The organism is Halorientalis marina, from assembly GCF_023028345.1.
GTDB lineage: Archaea > Halobacteriota > Halobacteria > Halobacteriales > Haloarculaceae > Halorientalis > Halorientalis marina.
The window spans coordinates 340658-361861 of the sequence record NZ_CP095490.1; the positions used below are offsets into that span (position 1 = coordinate 340658).

The 21204-nt window shown below is 62.9% G+C and carries 23 protein-coding genes; 18 read left to right on the forward strand and 5 right to left on the reverse strand.

Translation table 11 applies throughout. The features are described from left to right. Window positions 1-2 precede the first annotated feature (2 nt). From MUG96_RS23060 to MUG96_RS23110, 11 genes are all read left to right on the forward strand, one after another. Window positions 3-1124, forward strand: coding sequence for a TraC-like domain-containing protein (locus MUG96_RS23060; RefSeq protein WP_246989550.1), 1122 nt, complete (start codon window positions 3-5; stop codon window positions 1122-1124). Beyond that, window positions 1108-3342, forward strand: a complete 2235-nt coding sequence (locus MUG96_RS23065) for a VirB4 family type IV secretion system protein (RefSeq protein ID WP_246989551.1) — start codon at window positions 1108-1110, stop codon at window positions 3340-3342. Before MUG96_RS23060 ends, MUG96_RS23065 begins: the two co-directional genes overlap by 17 nt. Then, entirely contained in the window at window positions 3335-7159 is a 3825-nt protein-coding gene (locus MUG96_RS23070) for an ATP-binding protein (protein ID WP_246989552.1), read from the forward strand. Before MUG96_RS23065 ends, MUG96_RS23070 begins: the two co-directional genes overlap by 8 nt. Next, entirely contained in the window at window positions 7156-8040 is an 885-nt protein-coding gene (locus tag MUG96_RS23075; protein WP_246989553.1) for a bifunctional DNA primase/polymerase, read from the forward strand. Before MUG96_RS23070 ends, MUG96_RS23075 begins: the two co-directional genes overlap by 4 nt. Beyond that, window positions 8037-9560, forward strand: coding sequence for a primase-associated protein (locus MUG96_RS23080; protein WP_246989554.1), 1524 nt, complete (start codon window positions 8037-8039; stop codon window positions 9558-9560). Before MUG96_RS23075 ends, MUG96_RS23080 begins: the two co-directional genes overlap by 4 nt. A 540-nt stretch (window positions 9561-10100) precedes the next feature. Next, window positions 10101-10541, forward strand: coding sequence for a DUF8030 family protein (locus MUG96_RS23085; RefSeq protein WP_246989555.1), 441 nt, complete (start codon window positions 10101-10103; stop codon window positions 10539-10541). Window positions 10542-10723: 182 nt separating this feature from the next. Next, window positions 10724-11269 (forward strand): hypothetical protein, encoded by a 546-nt coding sequence (locus MUG96_RS23090; protein WP_246989556.1) that lies wholly within the window; start codon window positions 10724-10726, stop codon window positions 11267-11269. A 73-nt stretch (window positions 11270-11342) separates the two neighbouring features. Further along, window positions 11343-11633 (forward strand): DUF8069 family protein, encoded by a 291-nt coding sequence (locus MUG96_RS23095; RefSeq protein ID WP_246989557.1) that lies wholly within the window; start codon window positions 11343-11345, stop codon window positions 11631-11633. Then, complete coding sequence (locus tag MUG96_RS23100; RefSeq protein ID WP_246989558.1) at window positions 11633-11968, forward strand: DUF7558 family protein; 336 nt, start codon at window positions 11633-11635, stop codon at window positions 11966-11968. Before MUG96_RS23095 ends, MUG96_RS23100 begins: the two co-directional genes overlap by 1 nt. A 49-nt stretch (window positions 11969-12017) precedes the next feature. Then, entirely contained in the window at window positions 12018-12617 is a 600-nt protein-coding gene (locus tag MUG96_RS23105; protein ID WP_008458722.1) for a DUF7437 domain-containing protein, read from the forward strand. Beyond that, on the forward strand, window positions 12614-13123 hold the full coding sequence (locus MUG96_RS23110) for a PIN domain-containing protein (RefSeq protein ID WP_246989559.1): 510 nt from the start codon (window positions 12614-12616) through the stop codon (window positions 13121-13123). The genes MUG96_RS23105 and MUG96_RS23110 overlap by 4 nt, the downstream gene beginning before the upstream one ends. A gap of 2 nt (window positions 13124-13125) precedes the next feature. Here the strand turns inward: MUG96_RS23110 and MUG96_RS23115 are convergent, their stop codons facing one another. After that, complete coding sequence (locus MUG96_RS23115) at window positions 13126-13386, reverse strand: MarR family transcriptional regulator (protein ID WP_246989560.1); 261 nt, start codon at window positions 13384-13386, stop codon at window positions 13126-13128. A 121-nt stretch (window positions 13387-13507) separates the two neighbouring features. On the opposite strand from MUG96_RS23115, the gene MUG96_RS23120 reads away from it, so the two are divergent. Further along, window positions 13508-13768 carry a HalOD1 output domain-containing protein gene (locus MUG96_RS23120; protein ID WP_089767343.1) on the forward strand — a complete coding sequence of 87 codons (261 nt, stop codon included), beginning with the start codon at window positions 13508-13510 and terminating at the stop codon, window positions 13766-13768. 156 nt (window positions 13769-13924) lie between these two features. On the opposite strand, the gene MUG96_RS23125 is transcribed toward MUG96_RS23120, so the two are convergent. After that, complete coding sequence (locus MUG96_RS23125; RefSeq protein ID WP_246989561.1) at window positions 13925-14062, reverse strand: hypothetical protein; 138 nt, start codon at window positions 14060-14062, stop codon at window positions 13925-13927. A 310-nt stretch (window positions 14063-14372) separates the two neighbouring features. On the opposite strand from MUG96_RS23125, the gene MUG96_RS23130 reads away from it, so the two are divergent. Further along, window positions 14373-15239 carry a DNA-binding protein gene (locus tag MUG96_RS23130; RefSeq protein ID WP_089767344.1) on the forward strand — a complete coding sequence of 289 codons (867 nt, stop codon included), beginning with the start codon at window positions 14373-14375 and terminating at the stop codon, window positions 15237-15239. Between the two features lie 160 nt (window positions 15240-15399). Here MUG96_RS23130 and MUG96_RS23135 read toward each other — a convergent pair whose 3' ends face one another. Next, entirely contained in the window at window positions 15400-16458 is a 1059-nt protein-coding gene (locus tag MUG96_RS23135; RefSeq protein ID WP_139175730.1) for a hypothetical protein, read from the reverse strand. 153 nt (window positions 16459-16611) lie between these two features. On the opposite strand from MUG96_RS23135, the gene MUG96_RS23140 reads away from it, so the two are divergent. After that, entirely contained in the window at window positions 16612-17538 is a 927-nt protein-coding gene (locus MUG96_RS23140) for a transcription initiation factor IIB (protein ID WP_089767346.1), read from the forward strand. Here MUG96_RS23140 and MUG96_RS23145 read toward each other — a convergent pair. Next, complete coding sequence (locus MUG96_RS23145) at window positions 17535-18023, reverse strand: hypothetical protein (RefSeq protein ID WP_089767347.1); 489 nt, start codon at window positions 18021-18023, stop codon at window positions 17535-17537. The two genes, MUG96_RS23140 and MUG96_RS23145, sit on opposite strands and share 4 nt — an antisense overlap. A gap of 16 nt (window positions 18024-18039) precedes the next feature. Continuing rightward, a complete protein-coding gene (locus MUG96_RS23150) occupies window positions 18040-18591 on the reverse strand; it encodes a DUF7342 family protein (RefSeq protein ID WP_089767348.1) in 552 nt (183 codons plus the stop codon). Between the two features lie 136 nt (window positions 18592-18727). Between MUG96_RS23150 and MUG96_RS23155 the strand changes: the two genes are divergently transcribed. From MUG96_RS23155 to MUG96_RS23170, 4 genes are all read left to right on the forward strand, one after another. Continuing rightward, window positions 18728-19609, forward strand: coding sequence for a biosurfactant protein 1 (locus tag MUG96_RS23155; protein WP_246989865.1), 882 nt, complete (start codon window positions 18728-18730; stop codon window positions 19607-19609). Between the two features lie 138 nt (window positions 19610-19747). After that, window positions 19748-19936, forward strand: a complete 189-nt coding sequence (locus MUG96_RS23160) for a DUF8012 family protein (protein ID WP_006183366.1) — start codon at window positions 19748-19750, stop codon at window positions 19934-19936. A gap of 91 nt (window positions 19937-20027) precedes the next feature. Beyond that, window positions 20028-20408, forward strand: a complete 381-nt coding sequence (locus tag MUG96_RS23165) for a hypothetical protein (RefSeq protein ID WP_246989562.1) — start codon at window positions 20028-20030, stop codon at window positions 20406-20408. Window positions 20409-20475: 67 nt separating this feature from the next. Continuing rightward, entirely contained in the window at window positions 20476-21138 is a 663-nt protein-coding gene (locus MUG96_RS23170) for a DUF6735 family protein (RefSeq protein ID WP_246989563.1), read from the forward strand. Window positions 21139-21204: the final 66 nt, after the last annotated feature.

Sequence of the window (21204 nt, forward strand, 5' to 3'; positions counted from 1 at the left end):
CCATGTCCATCGACGAAAACGCAGCCGCACGGCGCATCATGGACCAGTTCGGTGAGGAGAGTCGCATCCCCTACCTCAACATCGAGGAAGGCGACGTCGGCGTCCTGATCGCCTTCCCGATCGTCGGCCTGTTCATCGCCGGCCTCACCGGCATCGAATCACTCGCCCTGCCGTTCGTCGCGGGTGGGTTCGGGTTCGGCGTCGCGATCGTCTACGTCTCGCCTGACCACCTCAACGCGTGGACGTGGACGAAAGACGTCTATCGCTACGTCAAGCGCCCCCAGATCACGTTCAGCGCCCCGGAGGAGGCCGACAGTAGTACCAACGAGACAGAGCGCAACGAGGGCGGGCTCGCGAACTACACGCCGTTCAAGCCCGACGAGCGGACGCAGGACCTCACGAATATCGAGCGGGCGTGGCCGGGGGCAGGCGCGATCCAGCGCGCCGACGGCACGATGGAGGCGTTCATCGAGATCGACCCTGGGAACATGGACTTCGCGATGTCCGACGACTGGGCACAGCTCCAGGACGCTGGCGAAGAGTTCGCCAACAAGGAACTGGACTCGAAACTCAAACTCCACGCCACGACCCGCTCGTTCCCAGTCGAACAGATCACGGAGAACATCGAAGACCGACTGAACGACGAAGACGTCAAAGAAAATCCGATCTTCCGGGAACTCCTCGAGGAGTATCGGGAGACACGGCCGAAGGAGATGCGAGAACGGGGCATCCAGCAGGTGCGGTACTACATCGGCGTCGAGGTCACCCCGCTGGAGGTCTACGACCGCTTCCGCGACGAGGGGACGCCGGCCGAGAAGCTGACGCAGTTCCCCGTCATCGGGTTCCTGTTCAACCCATTTGTGACCCGCCGCGAGGATCTCACCGACGTCGAGCGCCGCGCACAGATGTTCGAGAAGCTGGATAGCCGGGTCAACGACGTGCGCTCGGAGTTTATCCAGCAGGCGTCGGGCTGGTCCGCTCGGCGGCTCAGTACGGTCGAGCTCTTCGTGTTGAATATGGACTTCTGGAACGGCCGCGAACACGAGTACGACGACGCAGAGAGCGTCGTTCGCGAACAATCCATCATCGGCCATTCGCGCCGGGAGGATGACCACAATGCGTAACCTCGTCCTCCAGACGGGCAGCGGAGCCATCGGCCAGCTCACAGAGTGGCTCACGAACCCAACCTCAGCTGAAGGTGCGGCTCTCTACATCCTGCTCGCGGTACTGGTCGGGATCGGCGGGAAATTCCTCTGGGACTGGTACACCGAAGACGACGAGGAAGAGGTCGAGTTCTCGGACCTGCTCAACGAGGAGACCATCGAACAAGGAGAAGCCGAACGCCAGCTCCTCGACGACATCGCTGAGTCACACAAGACGGTGACGGCGCCGGCGGCGATCGAGTGGGAGACGCGCGCGGCACGGGTCGGCGAGCATTGGACGACGACGCTGTACATCGCTGACTACCCGGACTACCCCAACGACGGCTACCTCTCCGAACTCTTCGAGATGACTGACGTGCAGTTCGATTTGACGGCCCACATCACGCCGAAGAACCAGGAGCGGGCCCGGAACGAACTGCAGGATATCGCTGACGACCTCCAGGTGGACGCTGACCTCGAACAGAGCGTGCGGAGTGCCTACCTACAGGAACGAGCCAACGAGGCCGCAGCGACGTACAAGGCCGTCGAGAATGGCGCGAACGTCTTCGACCAGGGGATGTTCATCACGGTACGAGCCGACGAGAAGGAGGAACTCAGGGACGCCGTCCAGAAGGTCAAGAGCGCGCTCCGTGACGACCCGGCGAACCTCACACCGAAGACGGCGATCTGTCGGCAGGATCTCGCACTTCAGTCCGCCGCACCCATCGGCGACAACGAGTTCGGGCGGACGTCGATTGCGCTCGGCGGCGCCGTCGGCGCCTTACTGTCCTCGCCGCACAACGCGACGATTCTCGAGGAAGGCGGGGTGGAGTTCGGGATTCATAAGGACAACCAGAGCCCAGTGGTCATCGACCCGTTCGCCCGGGACAACGGCTACGCGATGTTCACCGTTGGCGACACCGGCTCGGGGAAGTCGTTCAGTTCGAAGCAGAACTTCATCCGCTCCATCGAGCAGAGCAAGGATCGCATCGGCATCATCCTTGAGCCGCTGAACAACTGGGCGGGGGTCGCCGAAGCGCTCGATGCCAAACGCATCACGGTCGGCGGGACGCTCGGCCTCAATCCCCTAGAGATTCGAGAGACGCCCGAGCACGTCCAGCGGGCGATGGGCGAGGACGCGAGCCCGTTCAACGAGAAGCTCGACGACGCGATGAGCTTCCTGACGAACTTCTTCGCGCTGCGGGGCATCTCGCTGGGTGACCGCCGGACGACGCTCGAACTCGGGCTCAAGCGAGCGTACAAACGCAACGGCATCACCGACGACATCTCGACGCACGACAACCCGAGTCCGACGATTCAGGATATGATGGACGTCTTCGAGGACATGGTTGACGACCCCGAGGAATTCGTTGTCCGGTCCGACGAGGAGGCCGGGAAGATCAAGGAGGACGCGACGTGGCTCCTCGACCAGCTCCGCCCCTTCGAGGACGACGGTCGGCACGCCAACCTCGGCCAAGAGTCCGACTTCGACATTCGCGACGAGAAGGTGATCTACCTCGACCTCGCCCAGCAGGAGGGCAGCGTCGACAGCAGCACGGCGCTGACGATGCAGCTACTCATCTCGCTGGTGTACGAGCGGGCGAAAGTCTCGGAGAAGGAGGTCGTGTTCTACATCGACGAGGCACGCTACATCATGCAGGACGCCGCGAGCTTGGCGTTCCTTGAGACGGTGTTCCGCCACCACCGGCACCACGACCTCTCGATTCGGCTGGTCACGCAGACCGTCGACGAGTTCTTCGAGCACGCCGAGAGCGAGGCCATTCTGGACCAGTGTGCGGTCAAGCAGTTCCACCGCCTCGACGGGATGGACGAGGAGTGGGCCGACGAGTTCGGCCTGAACTACGCACAGATGCGGTTCGTCCAAGATGCCGTGCCGGGCAACGAGGACGCCGGCTTCTCCGAGGCGTTGGTAGGCGTCGACGGCGAGTGGCGCGGCATCCAGGTCAAAGCGATGCCCAAGGAGAAGCAGGTCATCGACTTCGACCCGACCTCCCAAGTTCGATCCTCGCTGCCCGGCGCCGGCGATGAGGCCGTCGATACCGAGATGGAGGAGTTCCAGGAAGAGCTCGAGCATCGAGCAACGTACGGAACGAACGAAACGAGCGAACTGAACGAGGGCTCAGACGCCGTCGAAGCTGAGCCAGACGGCGGGTCGACGGAGGAGACCAACGATGGCTGAGTACCTGCGCGTCACGCCGACATCCGAGCGACTTGACCCGGAGAGCATCTCCCGCGTCCTCGACAGTCTCCACAAGCTGACCACGCCCGGTTCGTCGGGCCTCGGGGCGAAGCTGAACCCACTACACAGTGAGACACCACCCCGATTCGAGTTCCTCGCGATCAGTGATGGCCCGGACGACCCGGTAGAGTTCTTCTACGGGGCCGATGCTCATCTCGATACGCTCGAGAAGCGCCTCCGCTCCATCTATCCGGCCACGTTCGACATCGAGCGCGTCGACGTCGACGTCGCCGCTCGGCTCATTCAGCCAGTCGAGTTCACACCGCAGGAATTCGTCGACCACTACGAGGCTGGGCGGCTGCAGTACGAGTTTGGCCCGGCAGAACAGTACGATATCGTCGACGAGGAATCAGCGGACGCCGAGTCATCCGAAGCAGACCCCGTTGTCGACGGCGGTACAGCAGCCACGAGCGTCCCCGATCATCACGTGACTGTTGGGGACTCAACCCTGGAACTAGCGCCGCCCGATGCACTTCCAGACGACGAGGAAGAGCGACGGGCCATCGAGAAGCCGACGATGACACCGGCGGGAACGATTCTGGCTCGCCCGGCACAAGACGCTGTCTCGCCGCTCGGGGTTCGGTGGTGTGGCGCCGCGTCGCGGAAGCAGGACTGGATGACCTCGCTGACGCCGTTCACAGCGGAGGAAACGAACGGCGACCTTTCGTCCGTCGACGAACCGGGTGCGGCGCTGGCGTCGTTGATCGACCACCTGATGGAGGCGACAGCGCCGACCGCGTTCCAGGTCGTCTTCCAACGGCGTGCCAGCTGGCAATCCGACGCGGAGGTACGGAAAGAGGACCTCGTCGACGGCCGCGACACGTTCTTCCAGGAGGTCGTCGGGTCGTTGCTCGAGGTCGAGGAGCAACGGAGCGACCAGGACGACCGGCAGCTCAGCGAGGCCGTCGAGAAGCGCATCGAGTACATCGACGCGAAGAACGCCAAACGGTCGTTCACGGTCAACATCCGGGCCGTCGGCGTCCCCACCGACACCACCCGCGACGACCTCGATGGTCGGATGGACTCGCTCCTCCCGGTGTTCGACCCGCTTGATGGTCCGTTCTACGAGGTCGAGGGGCAACGCCTCCGGGACAGCGGCTTCCGTGAGAAGACGAAAGAGAAGAAGGCACGGGCCGCTCTCCAGCGCCTCCTCAATCGCGAGTTAACGACGGGCCGGGGGAAGACCCGCCCCGAGCTGGTCCTCTGTGGAACGGAGCTCGCGAACTTCGTCCTCGTTCCCTCCTCCGAACAGTTGACCGTCGAAGGGACGCGAGGAACCAGGGCCGAACAGCAGAGTCGGAACCCGCTCCCGTGGCCGAATCCGGATCTAATCCAGCAGTTCCAAGACGGGATGGCAATCGGCTACGCGCTCGACGAGAACGGTGAGCCACGGCCGGATCCCATTCGGATTCCGCCGGACCTGTTGCCGACGCATTACGGGCGGTTCGCGTCGACTGGTGGCGGGAAGTCGAAGGCCATCATCAACGACGCCCTTTCGCTTCGCGAGTCGACGGGTGGCCCCGTCGTCCTCGTCGACCCGAAGGGGGACGGAATGTGTGAGAACTACCTGCGCTGCCACTACGAGCGGTTCGGTGGCCTCGACGACGTCTACCATTTCCGCGTCCCGGAGACCATCCCCGCGTTCTCGTTCTTCGACATCCGCCCGGCGCTCGAAGCGGGCCGCAACCGTGAGGACGCGATTCAAGACAAGGTCGACCACTTCCACGACATCCTTCGGATGATTATGGGTCGCGAGCAGTACGGGCAGGCGTTCGTCGCGAACGAGATTCTGAGCTATCTGATCAAGGCGCTGTTCGACGAGGAGTACGGGAGCGACGTGTTCGGGCTGGACGATCTCTTCGCTGCTGCCCTCCGGATGCAGCGTGACCAGACGATTCCCCCGGTTTCAGCGGACAACCAGAACATCGAGGAATCGCTGACGCGCCACTTCGCGAAGGACAACCACCAGTTCCAGGTGTCGATGGACGCCGTCGGGAACCGCCTCGACAAGCTCAAAGAGGACGCGCATCTCCGCCGGATCTTCAGCCACGTTCCCGAGCAGAACGACGCCGGCGAGTACGTTGACAACCGCTTTGACTTCCGCGAGTTCCTCGATGAAGACGCGACCATCATCTTCGACCTCGGCGACCTCCGGCCGGAGGCACAGCGCGCGATCACACTCCTGCTGTTGAGCAACCTCTGGGACGCCGTGCAGGTGCGCCGACGCGACAGCCAGACCGACTACGAGAAGCTCACGAACCTCATCATCGAGGAGGCAGCGCCGGTCGCGTCGACGAAGCTCGTCTCCGAGCAGCTACTGCCGCAGGGCCGATCGTTCGGGCTGAGTATGGGACTCGTGATGCAGTTCCCCGAACAGGTGCGGAACCGGAACGAGCGGGCCTACGACGAGGTGCTGAACAACATCAAGACGAAGCTCATTGGCAACATCTCGATCGAACGCGACCTCGCGGAGTCGCTTGCCCACGAGGACCTCAGCCCGACCGAACTCCGCAACCGAATCAACACGCTCCCAAGTGGCGAGTGGATTGCGCAGCTCCCGAGTCCATCGTTCGGCGAGACTGGTCCGCCGCCGTTTTCGCTGAAACCGCTCCCGATTGCGCCGGGGCATCCAGAAAGCGACCAGCCGCTCACAGAGCCCCAGGAAGACCATTTCGAGTCCGTGTCCCGGCCACGGATGGTCGAGCGGACACAGGCCCAGTACGGGCTGACAGAGCCGACTGAGTCGAGCACTTCCCCAGAGGAGACTGGCTGGGGGAGTTCGGGTGCCGAGGCGACGGGTTCGGCTGCTGACGGCGACTCGGGAACGGACACGACGCAATCCGCGTTCATCACCGAATCGACGACCGAGGACGCGTCGACGTCGACCCCCAAACCCGAGACGGACAGCGACCCAGATGCGGACGAGTCAGAGATGAGCCCCCTGTTCGGGCAGGCCACCGAGACGGACGAGGAACGAGCCGCCGACCAAGCAGCGCAACCGGTGAATGGGTCAACGCCCGTCCAGGAAAGCAGCGTGCCCGTTCCTGATGACGAACTCCGAAAGCGGGGTCTCAGTCGTGACGACGTCCGGTTCCTAACTCGGGTTCTCGACGTTATGAACAGAGAGGACGACGAGTACACACTACTGGACAGGATGAGCCAGCTTCGGGACGAATACGACGACCTCCATATGGAGCGGCTCACGGAACAGGACCTCTTGGAAGCGGACTCCGCGGCCGGGCGCAAGTACTACACCGTCCTCCCAGACGGTCGAGACCTCCTCGGGAGAGAGTTGAAGGCGGGGCCAGGAGCGGGCGATCTCGGCGAGAAAACGCCACACAAGGTTGGCGTCCGGCTCCTCGAGCTGTGGCTCCACCAGCGGAACGACATCGTTCGCGTGGAACCGTACTACGAAACCGACGACGGCACCGTACTGGACGTGGCCAGCTTCGACGAGGACGGCGAGCTTGTCTGGGCCGGCGAAGCAGAGCTCGCGAGTAACAACCGGCACGCCCCTGTCGAGGATTACGACAAACTCAGCGCGGTGGACGCCGACGCAATCTGGGCCTTCAACAATCGCGAGACGGCGCTCGACGTCCTGGATAGCCTTGCCGACGCCGATCGGATCGGCGAGCGGGTCAGCGGGCGGGCGGCACGGTCGTTCGCGACCATCAGAGACGCCGTCGACGAGTTCGATGCTGCGGGCCTGACCACCGTTCGGGGCTTCAAAAATCTCGATCAAGAACTCAACCAATGACCTGGCGACAGGCGACCCGCGAGGAGATTTACGCCTACTACGCCGAGGAGTTCCCCCGCTATCTGGACGACCTGCCGGAATTCATCACGGCGACCGGTCCGAAACAGTACGCCATCGCCTTCCGAGAGTCCCACCCGGTGCGCAAAGACGGGGTGCCGGACAAGGACTTCATCCGGCGGGATACGTGGCAGACAGATCCGTCGGGGGACCGAACGACATCCGAGTTCAACGACTTCGAGGACGTCGTCGACTTCATTCAACACCCCGCTCGCAACGACCCGCTGGGGCGGAGCAAGTTCGCGCTTGCTGATCCGGAGGTGCTGGAACAACCGGACCCACGTCCCGACGCCGTCTACTACGCGCTGGATCACTGGGAACGACCCTGGGTCCTCCTCGTCGACATCGACGCGAAAGAGATCGCCCGAGACCGAGCGGACGAGATGGTGTCGGCGGCCGTCGATGATCAGGACGACGATGCGCTCCTCGACGCTGCGGGTATCCTCGACACCGCTCCCGAGGGGTATCCATACGCCTTCGAAGACGTCGACCGCGCCATCGAGTACGGGTTCGAGGTGCGCGACATCTTTGAGGACGATTTCGACGCCGAGGAGACGATGGTCGTCTACAGCGGGCAGGGGGTCCACGTCTACCTGCTGGATACCGACCCGGCGCACCGATACGACGAGCAGAGTCGCGAAGTGTTGAACGACCTCCTCCTCGAGACGTACGACATCCCGATCGATCCCGTCGTGACGGCCGACCGCCGGCGTGTCGCTCGCCTGCCCTACTCGCTGCACGCCGACGTCTGTAGCATCGTTCAACCCATCGAGAGCCCGGCGTTCAACGTTCGGTCGGCGACACCGGAGGTGATCGACGAATGAGTCCGAGTACGCCCACCGACGACGAGGAGATGGCGTATCGGGTTGCGGCACTCCCGCTGGAGTACGGTGAGACCCGCATCAACCAGCTGTTTACGCGTGGCTACAACCGATACGTCGTCGACGGCGAGGACCAACCCGAGGACCTCGTGAACGACGTCGAGCGGTTCGGGACGGCGGCGTTCAAAGAGCAGGTTCGTGCCGATGCTGCCGAGGAGCCGTTCGTCGACGAACCGGGGACGCTTGCTGTGCTCGCGACGCTGAGTGCGATCTGTGTGAAAGAACACCCGAAGTTCGAGCACGCGTCACCCCGGAACATCCAGGTACTCTACGACATCCGGGAGCTGTACGTCAACAATCTCGCCTCCCTCATCCGCGCCCACGGCGATGGGTCACTCCAGCAGGACATCGCCGACGTACTGTACAGCAAGGAGCCAGGTGAGGATGGCCCGCATCCGGGTCGGGTCTGTACAGGCATCACGGAGATGCCGGAGTTCGGGGATGGCCTCTACCTCGAAATCCCGATGGCTGCGGCGTCACGCAAATGCCTTGTTCGGGAGGACGAGGCGTCGACGGGGAGTGACGATGGTGGGGAGATACTGACGCGAGTGAAAGACAACAAGCTGTACGTCCCGGTCGGTGATTTCGACAGCAAGTATCGGGACTACGCTGAGCGGGCGTTCAAGAAGCTCCTGCGGGTGCAAGAAGACGGACTCTCCGACGACCAGCTATCGTGGCTGACCACGAACGAGTCGGCGATTACGGAGCGGATCGACCGCTTCCTCGAGACCGGCCATCACGAGCGAATCTGGCGGAACTGGGACCGTGGAGAACGGACGATCCGCGTCCTCCGACGGGCCCTTAGTGACGCCCCCGACGACGTGGCGCAAAAGGGCGAGTTCCACACGGCGAAGGAGCTCTACCGAGCGGTTACGGCGTACGACGCCGAGGACGACTGGGAATCCTCTGTAACGGACTGGATCTCGAGTCCGAGCAGTCTCGCGAAGACGCTGGCCGACCACGAGTCCCACTCGGCCGTCACGATCGATCGCGACGGGCGCGTCAATACGTACCGAATCGGGCGAGCCGGAACCGGCGCCGAACAGATCGAGGTCCGGGAGATCGAGGACCTCTTCGAACTTCCCTGTATGGCGAATATGGAGGAGCGGCTACACGAGAAGAAGCCCGTCCGGAAGGACCTCTACAACTTCGCGCGGATGGTGATGTGGCTGCCGCAGTACCAAGACAGCAGCCTCGACGAGATCGTCGCGGACCTCAAGGGTGTCTTCTCCCGGTGGCCGTGGTACGACGAACAGGAGACCGAGTACCAGGTTCGATACGAGTTCTCGAACACGATCGACGGCGACACGCCGTTGCCGATGAACTGCGATAACGACGATCTGCAGCGCTACTGCATCGGCCAGGACCAGTGTCCCTACTCCATTTGGGGCAGCCTTCCGTTCCCGGACGAGATGTACGATCAGGTTGAGGAGGAATCCGCTGGGCCTACTGAGCAATTCTAATTCATAGGCTTCCCTCGGGACTCTGATAACTGTGGTACAGCCTGATGCCAGACCCTTCTGGTTCCCCGTCGAGCAATTTCAGCGGCTAACACGACGATAATCGAGTGAATCGGGGTATTTCAGGATTCGAGGCACTGAGTTGAGGAACTTCGAGCGATCCAGAGTGGGTAGAGCAGCGACCCAAAGAAATCCAGATACGCCCGATATCGCTTTCGTTACCCTGTCGTCGAGCAATTTTAGAAGGCATAGAACTGTTCTCGAACTCGTCGAGGTACTTTCTACGCCCTCAAATCAGCCCGACGAAGTTCTTCTACGATTTGAGGGCGTCATAGCGTCTTGCATATCGCGGTTTTCGTCCAAAGAAAGAGGCGATATGCAGTGTGCGAAGGCCGCCGGCTCTCTCAGGCCGAGGGGCCGTCATCGGGATCTTGGATTCAGAAACGTATCAGATTTAGCGCATAGTTTCAGCGGGTGTGTTCAGGTGGAGTCTGTTGCCCCCGGGAGGGGGTGGCGGGGCGCATCAGGTGCCCCCGATAGACGATGGCTTCGGAACGACGCAGCGAAACACGATCAGCGCATCAAGCGGCAAGTACCCCGGACGGCCAGGCGCCGTGGGCAGACCTCGAGGTGGTGGTCCCGACCGACCGAGATCATACGTCGGTCGTTGCCCTCGTGGAGTGTGCTCTCGTCGAACTCACGCACGAGGCCGTGGGCGCCGTCTTCGTCTCACGGCAGGTCGGGCGGTCGACGCGGACGCAGTACGTCGCAGCCGACGACGTCGGCGAGCAGTTCCAGAAACGGCACTTCGACGACCGGCTGGGCTGGCACGAGACCACCGTCCCCCGAGGAACCGTTCGCGACGAGCTCATCGCCCAACTCACACAGTCGCCCTCAACGACGGCGGAACAATCAGGTGAGGGAGCAGCTGGCGAGCCGGATACCTTCGTCGTGAAGTCAGTTCGAGAGCTCCGAACGCCGTAGGGGCTAGAATTAACCAACAATCCCGGCCGAAACCGGCACCGTGTTGGTTAACATTGAGGCTGGATCCATTCCCTCGTCCCCGCCCGCCGCCCTGAAACTCGAGTGAGTGAAGCCTGGCGACCGGTCGACTCGAATGGCCGTCGCGACGGGTTTTATCGGGTCGCTGCTCGTCGAGAGCGAGTATGGTCGTCTTCGAGGAGGTCACCAAGCTAAGCGAGCGCCGCACCCAAACCTCGTCCGAGGCGTTTCCGGATGAATCGCTGGCGTCGATTCAGGCGGCCGTCGAAGCCGTCCCAGCAAGCGTCTTCGACGGCTCGACGAAGCACACGGAGGTCGGGGCGTTCGATGCCGCAATCGCTGACGGCCTCTCGCAGTACGAGTACGAAGGGGACGCCGCCGGCGGCTACAACCCGAACTGCAAGCTCTGGTCGCATCAGGGGTTTAACTACAGCGTCGACCTTTACGACGCCGACACTCGCATCGCCATCGAGGTCGAGAAGAGCGAGCGGAAGAACGTCAGCGACGACCTCCTCAAGTTCCAGAAGGGGTACCGCACCCAGAAGGACGGCCGGCCGAAAATCGAGTTCGGCTGTCTGGTGGTGCCGGTGAACTACCTTGGCCGCCATAACCTCTACCAGCACAGTCTGACCAAGCTTGACTTCATGAAGGGCGTCCTGTTCATCGACGACGTCGCTGTCATCGGCTATCGCGACCCCCGACCGGACTGACGCTGTCACTCCTGACTGTTTATCGGCGCCGGGAGGCGTGCAGCGCGCGACAGCGTGCGCGGCGTGACTCACCATGCCTGGTCCCGATCCTCACGACGACACGAGTGCCGACTACGAACAGTTCGAGAAGGAACAGCTCGCACAGGACCGCGACGCCGCCAGCGTCGACACGGCAGACGTCGACGACGCGACGGCCGAGAACTTGGTCAGCGAGCTCATCGACGCGGACATCGTCACTCCGGTTCCCGAAGACCAAGTTCTGGTTCACGAGTCAAGCGGCACCACGTTCGACTCGGCGACGCAGCTGGCCGCCTTCCACCGTGGTTGGGCGGCCGGCCGCGACGCCGACGCGGAGGACGAGTGATGCAGCAGACCCTCGTCGGCTGTGCGTTCTGCGACGCCCCGCCCGGTACTGAGACTGGCGAGGCCCACACTTGGGGACAGGACGAGCGGGTCACCCACCCGATCTGCGTCGACTGCGCGATTCAGACGGAGCCGGATCCCGAGGAGCGCGATCACGTCGCCTGTGACGGCTGTGGCCTGGTCGTCGACACGCTTGCGGCGCTCACCCGGTTCCGGGTGGAACTCGGGCACCTCGAAGGCCCGTTGCAACTGTGCGCCCGCTGTAGTCCGGGCGGGCTCGCGACGTACTGGACGCGTGACCTCGGGGAACACCTCGTCACGACGCCGGCGGAGTGACCCAAACACTCTTTACTGATTCGCTGTAAACTGTAATCAAGAACGATCCGTGTCACGCACTTCAAATCGCGCTGACGGCGACATCGTTCGCGACTTCCTCTCAGTCGCGGACCTCCTCGAGGAGCCACAGCTGGCTCAGCTGTACGCGTACCTCGCTCGGGAGGGAGAGGCAACCGTCCAGGACGTGATGGACGACCTCGAACTGGCCCAGGGGACCGCCTACAGCTACGTCAACAGGCTCGTCGACGCCGGCGTCGTCGACGTCACCAACGACGAGCAACCCCGTCGGTACGCCGCCCGGGAGATCGACCTGACCGTGACGACGGCTGCCGGCGACCGCGAGTACACGATCACGCCGGCGCTGATCGACGCCGTTGGCCGCCGCGAGACGGACGCCGACATCGACACCTACATCGACCGCCACGGCGTCGCCGGCCTCGCGACGGCGCTCACCTACGCGGTTGCTCGGGAGCGTGGGGAAGTGACCCATCGGCTGATGGCGGAGGACCTCGACATCTCGCCGCTGGCTGCGGAGATGATCCTCCAGGCGCTCCGGCCCGTCGTCCACGAGCACTACGACATCGAGGAGGCGGGGGCAGGACTCGACGAGTTGAACATCGACGACGGCGACGCAGCTGACGACGCGTGAGCCGGCTCCACATCGCCGACACCGGCCTGTTCGTCGCGATGGGGCAGCCGTCGAACAGTCGGTACCAGGCCGTTCGGCGGTTCGCTCGCCGGAGCGACGTCACCTTCGTACTCCCCGAACGAGTGTACGAGGAGCTGACCGTCGACGACCCCAACGTGAAGGAGGTGCCGATTGACGCCGCGATTGACGAGGGCTGGGCGACAGTCGCACCGTCGCTCGAGTTTTCAGAGCCCATCGTCTCACGGGCGATGGACGGCGTCCAGCGGTACATCGCGAACGCCGACGACCGGCCCGCGGACGAGGTCGAGCGTGCCGACGCCGCCCTCGCTGCGCTAGCCGCCCAGCATCTCAGTGCCGGGACAGCAACCGAGGTCTACATCTACACGACCGATATTGCGGCTGGGGAGGGGGCTGAAACCGTACTCGGGAGTGAGGGGTACGGGGATTCAGTGACGTTCGTGAACGGATTCCGGTTCATCGAGGATCTGGTCGCCGGAGACGGCTGACGCTACTCGGGGTCGAGATCACGAGCATCGAGCTCACCGGCGAGATACGCTTTTCCTTGGCGAGTGATGTCGTAAACGCCGTTGCCCAGGTGGACGACGAGGCCATATTCGACCAGCGTCTTGCAGCGGGCGTTGATGTGTTGGCGGGAAAAGCGCACGCGATCGCTGTCCGCCATTTCCTTCGGGGTGTCGGGGCCGTCCTCAGAGAGATGCTCCAGAATGCGGTCATCGGCGCGAGACATCCAGTCGGCGTCAAAGCGCATAATCGCTTCTGGTTGCGCCGACAGTATCCCGAACGCGCTAAGTCAAGTAGCAAAGCGTAGCGCTTCTACAGTTGACTCCAAACGTTTTAAGCGCCAGCCACGTTAAGCGTCGAGCATACAGATGCATTCCCCGTCCATCGGCAGTTCGGATGGATCGAGTGACCTCCTCGTCGAGATCATCGAGACACTGGAAGCGTGTGGGCTCGAGGACGACACCTATCAGCTCCACGATTACGTGGACCCGGGTGCGCTCGAACAGCTGATTGCCTCCGCCGATGAGGAGATCGTCGTTCAGTTCACTGTCGAGGGGATTCCCCTTTCTGTCTCACCGGACGGTGTGGACGTCATCGTCGAGGACGAGTCCGACTCGGTCGACGAATAACGACCGCAGCAGTTGAGATAGCGATTACTCTCGAAAGCCCTCGGCCGCTCGACGTCCCGCGACCACCGCTGCGCGCCTCGTCCCTGCGGTGCTTGCGTCGTCGGGGCACGTCGAGCGCCCGGCCCCTTTCAGTCCCACCCGGAGTCTATTGCTGGGCTAGTGGTTCCCATCGGTTGGCTGGTGTGTCCGTACCGGCCCGCCCCGCTCGCCGCTGCCGCCCTCCGCGTCGCTCGCGACCGACCATTCCGGGCGGTCTGCCTGCAGTAGCGGGCGGACTGCCGGGCTAAAGTGCATGTGCCCTCGGCGCCAGCGCTTCACCCGTTCGGGTCCTCCGGACCTCGGCACAGCCGACCGCGACGGACGTGGTTGCGTCGCGGCGAACGGGGAATGCGCTGGCCGCTCGCTCCGGGCGGGTCGGCGCGCGGTGCTGGTTGGGGCCACCTCATGCAGGCGCGCTCTCGCTCGCGCCCGGTAGGGCGCTCGCGAAGGCGCGAGCGAGAGCGCGCAGATGGTTCTGTCGGTCGTTGTCGTCGGAAAACCGCGATGTAGTAGCATCGCGGTGTCGGCGCGTGAGCGCCTTCAGTGGTACCTTGGTGTGATACCAATGTCTAGTAACAACGCTAGCGGAAAGGTCGTTTCGGTGGATGAACAGGCATTCGAGAAAGCGGGCGGTCAGGCGGTCGATGAAGACGGCTTCCCAGTCGTCGACGAGACGCCGGAGTTCCAGGCCGCGGTCGAGCAGGAGACGCAGGCGAAGGTGGATGCGAACCACCCGGATGGGATCGCGGACACGAGCGAAGACCGGATTCACGGTGTCACCCTCGAACAAGAGGAGCGCATTCGGGCGCGGGAAGCGGAACTGGAGCGCATCAGTGCCCAAGCCGAGCTGGGAACGCAGGAGGGCCGGGAGCAGCGTACGCGGGAGGTCGTCAGCGAACTGTGTGGCCGTGACGAGCCGGCGCCGACGGAGCGCACGGATCCCCGAGAGAAGGTGACGCAAGACGAACTCGCGAAGGTGAACAAGCAGGCGATGCGGATCAGCGACGAGGTGCAGGGCGGCTGGTCGAGAGCGGTCGTCGCGAAGCAGCTGGCCGAGAAGGTGGCACGCGGTCGGGACGTCACGAAGGCGGTGCTGGAGACCCTCGAGGAGTTGAAGGCAGCGCCGGGGGCGATCGTGCCCATCGCGGACGTGCCGGACGTCCCGGTCGGTGAGGTGACGGTCGAAGGCACAGTGAGCGAACTTTGGGATCCTAGTTCCCCAGCAATCGCCCAAGTCGGACTCATCGAAGACGAAAGCGGGCGTACGAAATTCACGATCTGGGAGAAGAGCAAGAAGACGGTGGTTCGAGAAGGGCAGACAGTCCGGTTCAGAGCGGTCAAGAAAAATTGGTACCAAGGACGGTGCAGTCTCGCCATCACGGGCTGGAGCAGGATCGAGTTCCCGGAGCGCGGCCGGTGGTGGGAAGAGTAGCCAGCTGACGCAGCCTTCATTTTTTGCTGTGTGCCGGACCGACCCAGACCCCGCCGCCCCACCCTCCGCTCCGTGCTCGCTTCGCTGCGCGCGCAGCCACAACCTCGTTCAGCGGTCTATATGAACGATTCAATCCTACAGAGGGGTCCAAGCCGAGAGACTAATCAATCTCTCGCCAGACAAGGTCGAAGTGGCCGAGGATTAGGTCAACAGTCAGGTTGAACCAGTCGACAGCGGTGTCGGTATCGATCGCAGGAACAGGATCATCAGTAGGATGGATAATGTCGTGGCGCTGTTGGAGGAAGGTCTGGAACCGGTTCCATTCATCGAAGTACGGGTCCTCGTGGCTGGTGAGAGTCACGCCCGAGATGTCGTTCAAGGCGTCCTTTGCTAGATCCTTTCGGCTAATCTTGTTGCCAGTACGGTATTGGTCGACTGAATTGATGGCCTCGGTGTGATCTTGGCCTTGCCATCGATAGTAGAGGTAGATCTGCCGATAGAGACAGTTGTCGACGGCAGATACGAGAAGTGGCCCAGCTGCTAATGGATTGTCACGGTTGATTGCGCTTTTGGCTTCACGGAGAAGGGTGAGCCAGGGGGGATCCCGTCCTTCTGTCTGGAGCAGATTTCGTTGATAAATCAAGGTGATATCATCACCTTTCGCGATGGCATCTTGGGCATCCTCGTCTTTTCGGAGATTGGCAGTGACAAGGACTTGGCGAGGGGCAACCTGAGTAACCGAGACAAGGAGGATATCAGCTAACGTCGCCCGAGTCATTGAGTCTTCATGGCGATCAATCGGTAACCGATCATCTTGATCAACATCACTGCGCTCAGCACCTTGCAGGATTAGCGACCCGCGCTCAATTTCATAACCTTGGTAGAGGTTGCTCAGTTTGTGTTCGGACGTCTCTCCAACTGTGACATCGGTATAGTTCACTCCTTGATGACCGGCGATACCGAAGGGATAGGATCGGTACGAGTCCCCGGTATCTGCAATATCAGAAAGGCAGACCAGAAATGCATTCTCGGGAAAAAACAGTGCGCCACAGGCTGGACACGGTGTATAACTGTTCGGTGTGATATCCCTGAGCGGGATGTTTTGCTGCTCTAAGTGTCGAAGCAGTTGTACGACTCCGATCCGGTGCTCACAGTTCGGACACATGAGATTCGTCGCACCGGCTTCTGCACCGGGCGGGAGGCGAGAAGCGAAACTCATCTCTTAAACGGATTATGCTCACTCGATTATAAAATCGACCTACTGGATGTGTCCCTATCGTCTCAACCATACGCTTCGGCATAGAGTCTATTGTCCCCTCAATGGGTGAGGGGATCGCCGTAACGGCGAATTCCCACTAAACTGGAGAGAACAATGGCAACGAGAGACATCTACGAAACTGGCTTCGACGAAGACATCCGAACGGAGTCGAGCGCGAACCACTGTCCCGAGTGCGACGGACGGGTCACCACGAACGCGGTCGAAACGGTCTGCGAGGACTGTGGCCTGGTCATCGACGAACAGCGCATCGATCACGGGCCAGAGTGGCGGGCGTACGACGACAGGGAGCGCGAGCGAACGGGTGCTCCACTCACTGCGGCCCGCCATGATCGCGGCCTGTCGACGGAGATCGGTCGCGGCACCGACGCGAAGGGGAACGAGATCTCTGGGCAGAAGCGACGGCGACTCGCGCGGATGCGCCGTGAGCAGACACGTGGTCGCTGGCGGTCGAAAGCAGAACGGAATCTCGCCCACGGACTGGGCGAAGTGCGTCGGTTGGCGAGTGCCCTGGAACTCTCCGATTCGGTCCGTGACCAGGCGTGTCAGCTCTTCCGGAGCGCTCAGAACGAGGATCTGCTTCGTGGCAGATCCATCGAGGCCATCGCCGCGGCCAGCATCTACGGGGCCTGCCGGTGCAACGGCCGCTCGCGGTTGGTGGATGACGTCAGCGAGATGGCTCGCGTGGCGGAGTCACGAGTCACGAACGCGTACAAAACGCTCAACGAAGAGCTGGGCCTTCCCGCCGAGCCCGTCTCCCCCAGCATGTTCGTGCCGCGCCTCGCTTCTGATCTCGAGTGTCCGGACGAGATCCGACAGCGGGCCCGAACCCTCGCAGAGCAGGCCGAGGAGCGCGGCGTCACGACGGGCGTCCATCCGGCCGGGTTCGCAGCGGCCTGCCTCTACAAGGCCGGTCATGAGGAGGGGCGATGGCTGACGCAATGTGACGTTGCCGAGTCCGGGGACGTCACGCCAACCACGGTTCGGACGCATCACGAGACGCTCAATGAGCTCTCTGTCTAGACCGGCCAAGTAGGGAGCGAAGGCGCCCCATTCTCCCAGCGAATTGCCTCTACCGCCGCCGGGAACTGCTGTAGTCGGTCATCGAGGACGGCGAGTGGGTGCGCATCAAGAAACGTCGCGCTATGCCGGTCGACAGGCGTGTCTTCGTGATTGAGTTGGATGTGACAGGGCCCAAGGTCCGGATGGTCGGCGTCTTGATGGAAGCCGAGCATCAGATTCCGCTCCGGTTCGACCCAGTTGATGCGGTAGTATTCGTGGTCGACGCCGGCGGGGTACCAGAAGCGAATCTCCAGTCGGGCGGTCGCCGCGTCGTGGGAGTCACCCAAGAACGTCGTCGGATCGACATCCGCGATGACGTACCGGGGTCGGCGTCGAGACGGGCGATAGCGGACCTCTTCACACCCTGGCTGGTTCGTCAATCGGTCGTGAACGTCGCGGAGAAGGGTCCGCTGTGTATAGCGGTCGCGACCGGCAAGAAAGATCATTCTGTGAGAGAAAGGATTAGCTCGTGGCGCGGTCAGCCACGTCGGTCATCTGCTCACGGGCGGCTTCGACGTCGGAGTAGAGTTCCAGTGCGTGCTTGATGAGGCGGCGATCCTCCTCGTTCTCGCGCCAGAACGCGATGACGTCACGGCGCTCGCGGAGCTCGGCACTTGCGAGATCACGGTCGGCGAGCGACTGTTCGAGCTCCTCCCACGTCTCGACGTCGTAGGTCGCCTGCCACTCCTCGATCTCCTCGGTAATCGCCGCCAGTTCGTTGCGTAGCTCCTCGCGCGTGTTCTCCTCAATGAGCGTCCGGATTTCCTCGAAGAGCAGGCGCGTGTAGTCCGGCTGATAGCGCGTGGTCTCGCCGGCCTCGACGCGACGCAGCTGGCCTTGGTCGACGAGATCCTGGAGTTCCTCGTTGGTCGTACTCCAGGCGGCGTCGGCCTGCTCGCTGATCCAGTTAACCGACCGCGGTTCGCGAAGCGTCTCGGCGACCGCCCGAATACGGTCGCGGGCACTCATCGACTCAGCCCACGTCTGGACGCCATCTCGCGGGGATTCGGACATGCTTGGCACCTCTTGCAACAGTGTTCGCGTTGTACTCCCATATATGTTTGTACTCTCTCGTATAATCGAGAGGATATTGCGAGCGAAGGCCTCCGGACGTTGAAATGCGATACCGACAGAAGCTATGAGCCAACCGATGCACAACCGATATTCTGACTTCGAGGAACTGCGGCCGACTGGCGAGGCGTCCCACATTCCGGACACGAGGCTGGACGACGGGTGTGAGGGTGCCCCCCGGCGGCAACGCGTCGCGACGAGCGCTGGTGGCTACCCTGATGCGCCGACGGCCGCCGACGGCGAGTGTCGGTCCTGTGGGGCGTCAGTCCCGATCGGCCAGACGAAATGCCGGTTCTGTCTCACCAACCATCTCGGGAGTGACGCCACAAGCACGAACGAGACAGCGTCGACGACGTTCCTCGGTATCGTCCACCTGATCGTCGAGTCGACCACGTTCTACGGCGCCGTCGCGAAGGGCGGCGCAGCGGCGAACCTCCTCTCCGCCAACGAGGCGGAGCCGGCCGTCGACAACTACACCCTCATCTACGATCTCGACGAAGCACCGGCGCGCCAGCTGGTCGAGCAATGGCCCTCACTCCCCGACGCGGTACAGGTGGCCTCAAAGGAGGGAGAGCGGCTTCTCAGTGCCGCCCGTGACCGGACTGAGTGGCACGGGCAGGGAGCGTCGGAGCGTCAGGAGCAGGCCCCGACGCGGCTCTACGACCAGCGAGGGGACGGCATCCGCGACGCGTCGCGTCTCGATGCGGTCCTCGACGACGCCGACGACGCGGTGTGGCTGGTTCCAGCGATGGCGCTGACCGAATCTACTGGCCAGGCTGTGGCTGATCGCCAGGTGTCGTCGGTACCGACGACGCAGGAACTCGAGTGTCAAACCTGTGGACGGGCGACCGACCATCGGTTCAACACCCACGAGTCGATCCCGGATGAAGCGTGGACGGGACAACCGATCTGGGAGTGCGGGGTGTGTGGCTCGGCTCGCTACGGCCCCAATCTCGAGTAGCCCCAGTGCTCGGCTTCGATTAACCAACAGACTGCGAGTACCGTCGAGGTTCGTTGGTTAAGGCCGCGAGCTCCTCCAAGCCCGACGCCAATCTCGATGGGGCGTCTTTCCGCGCCGGCGAGCGGTGAGGCGCTTTCGATGGAGCAAGAGTTCAAACAAGGATACCGGATGCATCGTATACTCAGCAATCTCAACCGACTCGACGTCGACCGATTGGACGACGCGGATCGAGAGCGAGTCGAGACCGCGAGAGACCTCCTGGAAGAGGTGAGCCTTCTCACGCGGCCGAGCGACGGAGCCGGGGCGGACGCCCACGCAGATTCCTGACTGGAGTCCCCGGCCACGACCAGGGAGGCAACTCTCGCGTCGGTTTATCGCCCCCGACAGGGGTGCGGGGGCGACCCCGTGAACTCCAGACATGGCGACACTGCAAGCTGCGACGACGTCGACTGGCGCGATCGTATCGGATCCGCAGGCAGTCCGCGAGCTCTGTGAGAGCTACTGCTTCGGGACGCTCGACTGGGAGGTGACCGAAGACGGAGAGCTCACCATCTGGGGGTACGACGACTTTGAGGTGTACGAGGCGCGGGAGAACGGCCTCCCAGACTACGAGGGCGGCATCGTGACCCACGAATTCCTGCGAGAACTCGCCAACCACCTCGAAGCCGACGAAGAGTTCGAGATCCAGACGGCGGGGTTCACCAAGTGCCGCTTCCCAGTCCTGGCCAAGCGGTACGTCGTTCGCGACGGCGAAGTCCTCCACGCGGACCTCAGTTCCCTCGACCCGATCGACGAGTAGAGTTGTTCGTCCCCCGGGAGGGGTGCGGGGCGATCCAGTCGTGGTCGCCCCGTGAGGTGATTGCTCGATGGGACACCGCGCACTCGTTGCGTACGAACGCACAGACGGACAGTACACGCTCCACTACAGCCACTGGGGTGCAGCGAACCTGAAGCTCAAGCACCGAATCTCGGCTGAGTCGCCGTTCGGTGGCGACGACACCGACTCCAAATGGGCGAAACAGCTCCTCGCAGAGCTGGCCGATGGCCTCGAGGCAGATGCGGTCGACGGCTACCTCGCCGGCGAGGATCGACCGTCGACCATTGTCGAGCCGAAGCCCCGCGCCACCGGGCTCACCCTCGACGAGATCGTCGCTGACCATCTCGACTACCTCCACCACGAGGCGTTCTTCGTGGTGTCGACGACGTTCGAGGTGACCGCCTATCGGACGCTGTGGTTCGGGCTCCAGTACGACTCGGAGACAGTCGAACAGGGAGAGACGGTCGGGAACGGTGCGCTCGCGACGGTGCGCTGGTACGACGGCGAGCCGGTCGGCGACGGCCACCTGCAGGGCCAGTTCCAAGCCCTGAAAGACGTCACCGGCGATATGCTCGACAAGGGTGTGTTCACCCAGTCGACGGCTCGTCAGTATCTCAAGCAGAAGCTCGGTGAGTGGGTCGGAGAGCGTCAGGAGTTGCGAATTCCGGGCGGTGAAGCACCGTCTACCGGCGCCACGATCAGCCGCTCATAGGCCGATCTGTGTCGACGCAGATGGTGGTTTGTCTGGGGCAGAAAGGACTGAGCCCCACCGTGGGCT

Bases quoted from the DNA above. Each gene is read 5' to 3' on its own strand.
- MUG96_RS23060 (WP_246989550.1), top strand. From the start codon at position 3: ATGTCCATCGACGAAAACGCAGCCGCACGGCGCATCATGGACCAGTTC.
- MUG96_RS23065 (WP_246989551.1), top strand. From the start codon at position 1,108: ATGACCACAATGCGTAACCTCGTCCTCCAGACGGGCAGCGGAGCCATC.
- MUG96_RS23070 (WP_246989552.1), top strand. From the start codon at position 3,335: ATGGCTGAGTACCTGCGCGTCACGCCGACATCCGAGCGACTTGACCCG.
- MUG96_RS23075 (WP_246989553.1), top strand. From the start codon at position 7,156: ATGACCTGGCGACAGGCGACCCGCGAGGAGATTTACGCCTACTACGCC.
- MUG96_RS23080 (WP_246989554.1), top strand. From the start codon at position 8,037: ATGAGTCCGAGTACGCCCACCGACGACGAGGAGATGGCGTATCGGGTT.
- MUG96_RS23085 (WP_246989555.1), top strand. From the start codon at position 10,101: ATGGCTTCGGAACGACGCAGCGAAACACGATCAGCGCATCAAGCGGCA.
- MUG96_RS23090 (WP_246989556.1), top strand. From the start codon at position 10,724: ATGGTCGTCTTCGAGGAGGTCACCAAGCTAAGCGAGCGCCGCACCCAA.
- MUG96_RS23095 (WP_246989557.1), top strand. From the start codon at position 11,343: ATGCCTGGTCCCGATCCTCACGACGACACGAGTGCCGACTACGAACAG.
- MUG96_RS23100 (WP_246989558.1), top strand. From the start codon at position 11,633: ATGCAGCAGACCCTCGTCGGCTGTGCGTTCTGCGACGCCCCGCCCGGT.
- MUG96_RS23115 (WP_246989560.1), bottom strand. From the start codon at position 13,386: ATGCGCTTTGACGCCGACTGGATGTCTCGCGCCGATGACCGCATTCTG.
- MUG96_RS23120 (WP_089767343.1), top strand. From the start codon at position 13,508: ATGCATTCCCCGTCCATCGGCAGTTCGGATGGATCGAGTGACCTCCTC.
- MUG96_RS23125 (WP_246989561.1), bottom strand. From the start codon at position 14,062: ATGCACTTTAGCCCGGCAGTCCGCCCGCTACTGCAGGCAGACCGCCCG.
- MUG96_RS23130 (WP_089767344.1), top strand. From the start codon at position 14,373: ATGTCTAGTAACAACGCTAGCGGAAAGGTCGTTTCGGTGGATGAACAG.
- MUG96_RS23135 (WP_139175730.1), bottom strand. From the start codon at position 16,458: ATGAGTTTCGCTTCTCGCCTCCCGCCCGGTGCAGAAGCCGGTGCGACG.
- MUG96_RS23140 (WP_089767346.1), top strand. From the start codon at position 16,612: ATGGCAACGAGAGACATCTACGAAACTGGCTTCGACGAAGACATCCGA.
- MUG96_RS23145 (WP_089767347.1), bottom strand. From the start codon at position 18,023: ATGATCTTTCTTGCCGGTCGCGACCGCTATACACAGCGGACCCTTCTC.
- MUG96_RS23150 (WP_089767348.1), bottom strand. From the start codon at position 18,591: ATGTCCGAATCCCCGCGAGATGGCGTCCAGACGTGGGCTGAGTCGATG.
- MUG96_RS23155 (WP_246989865.1), top strand. From the start codon at position 18,728: ATGCACAACCGATATTCTGACTTCGAGGAACTGCGGCCGACTGGCGAG.
- MUG96_RS23160 (WP_006183366.1), top strand. From the start codon at position 19,748: ATGGAGCAAGAGTTCAAACAAGGATACCGGATGCATCGTATACTCAGC.
- MUG96_RS23165 (WP_246989562.1), top strand. From the start codon at position 20,028: ATGGCGACACTGCAAGCTGCGACGACGTCGACTGGCGCGATCGTATCG.
- MUG96_RS23170 (WP_246989563.1), top strand. From the start codon at position 20,476: ATGGGACACCGCGCACTCGTTGCGTACGAACGCACAGACGGACAGTAC.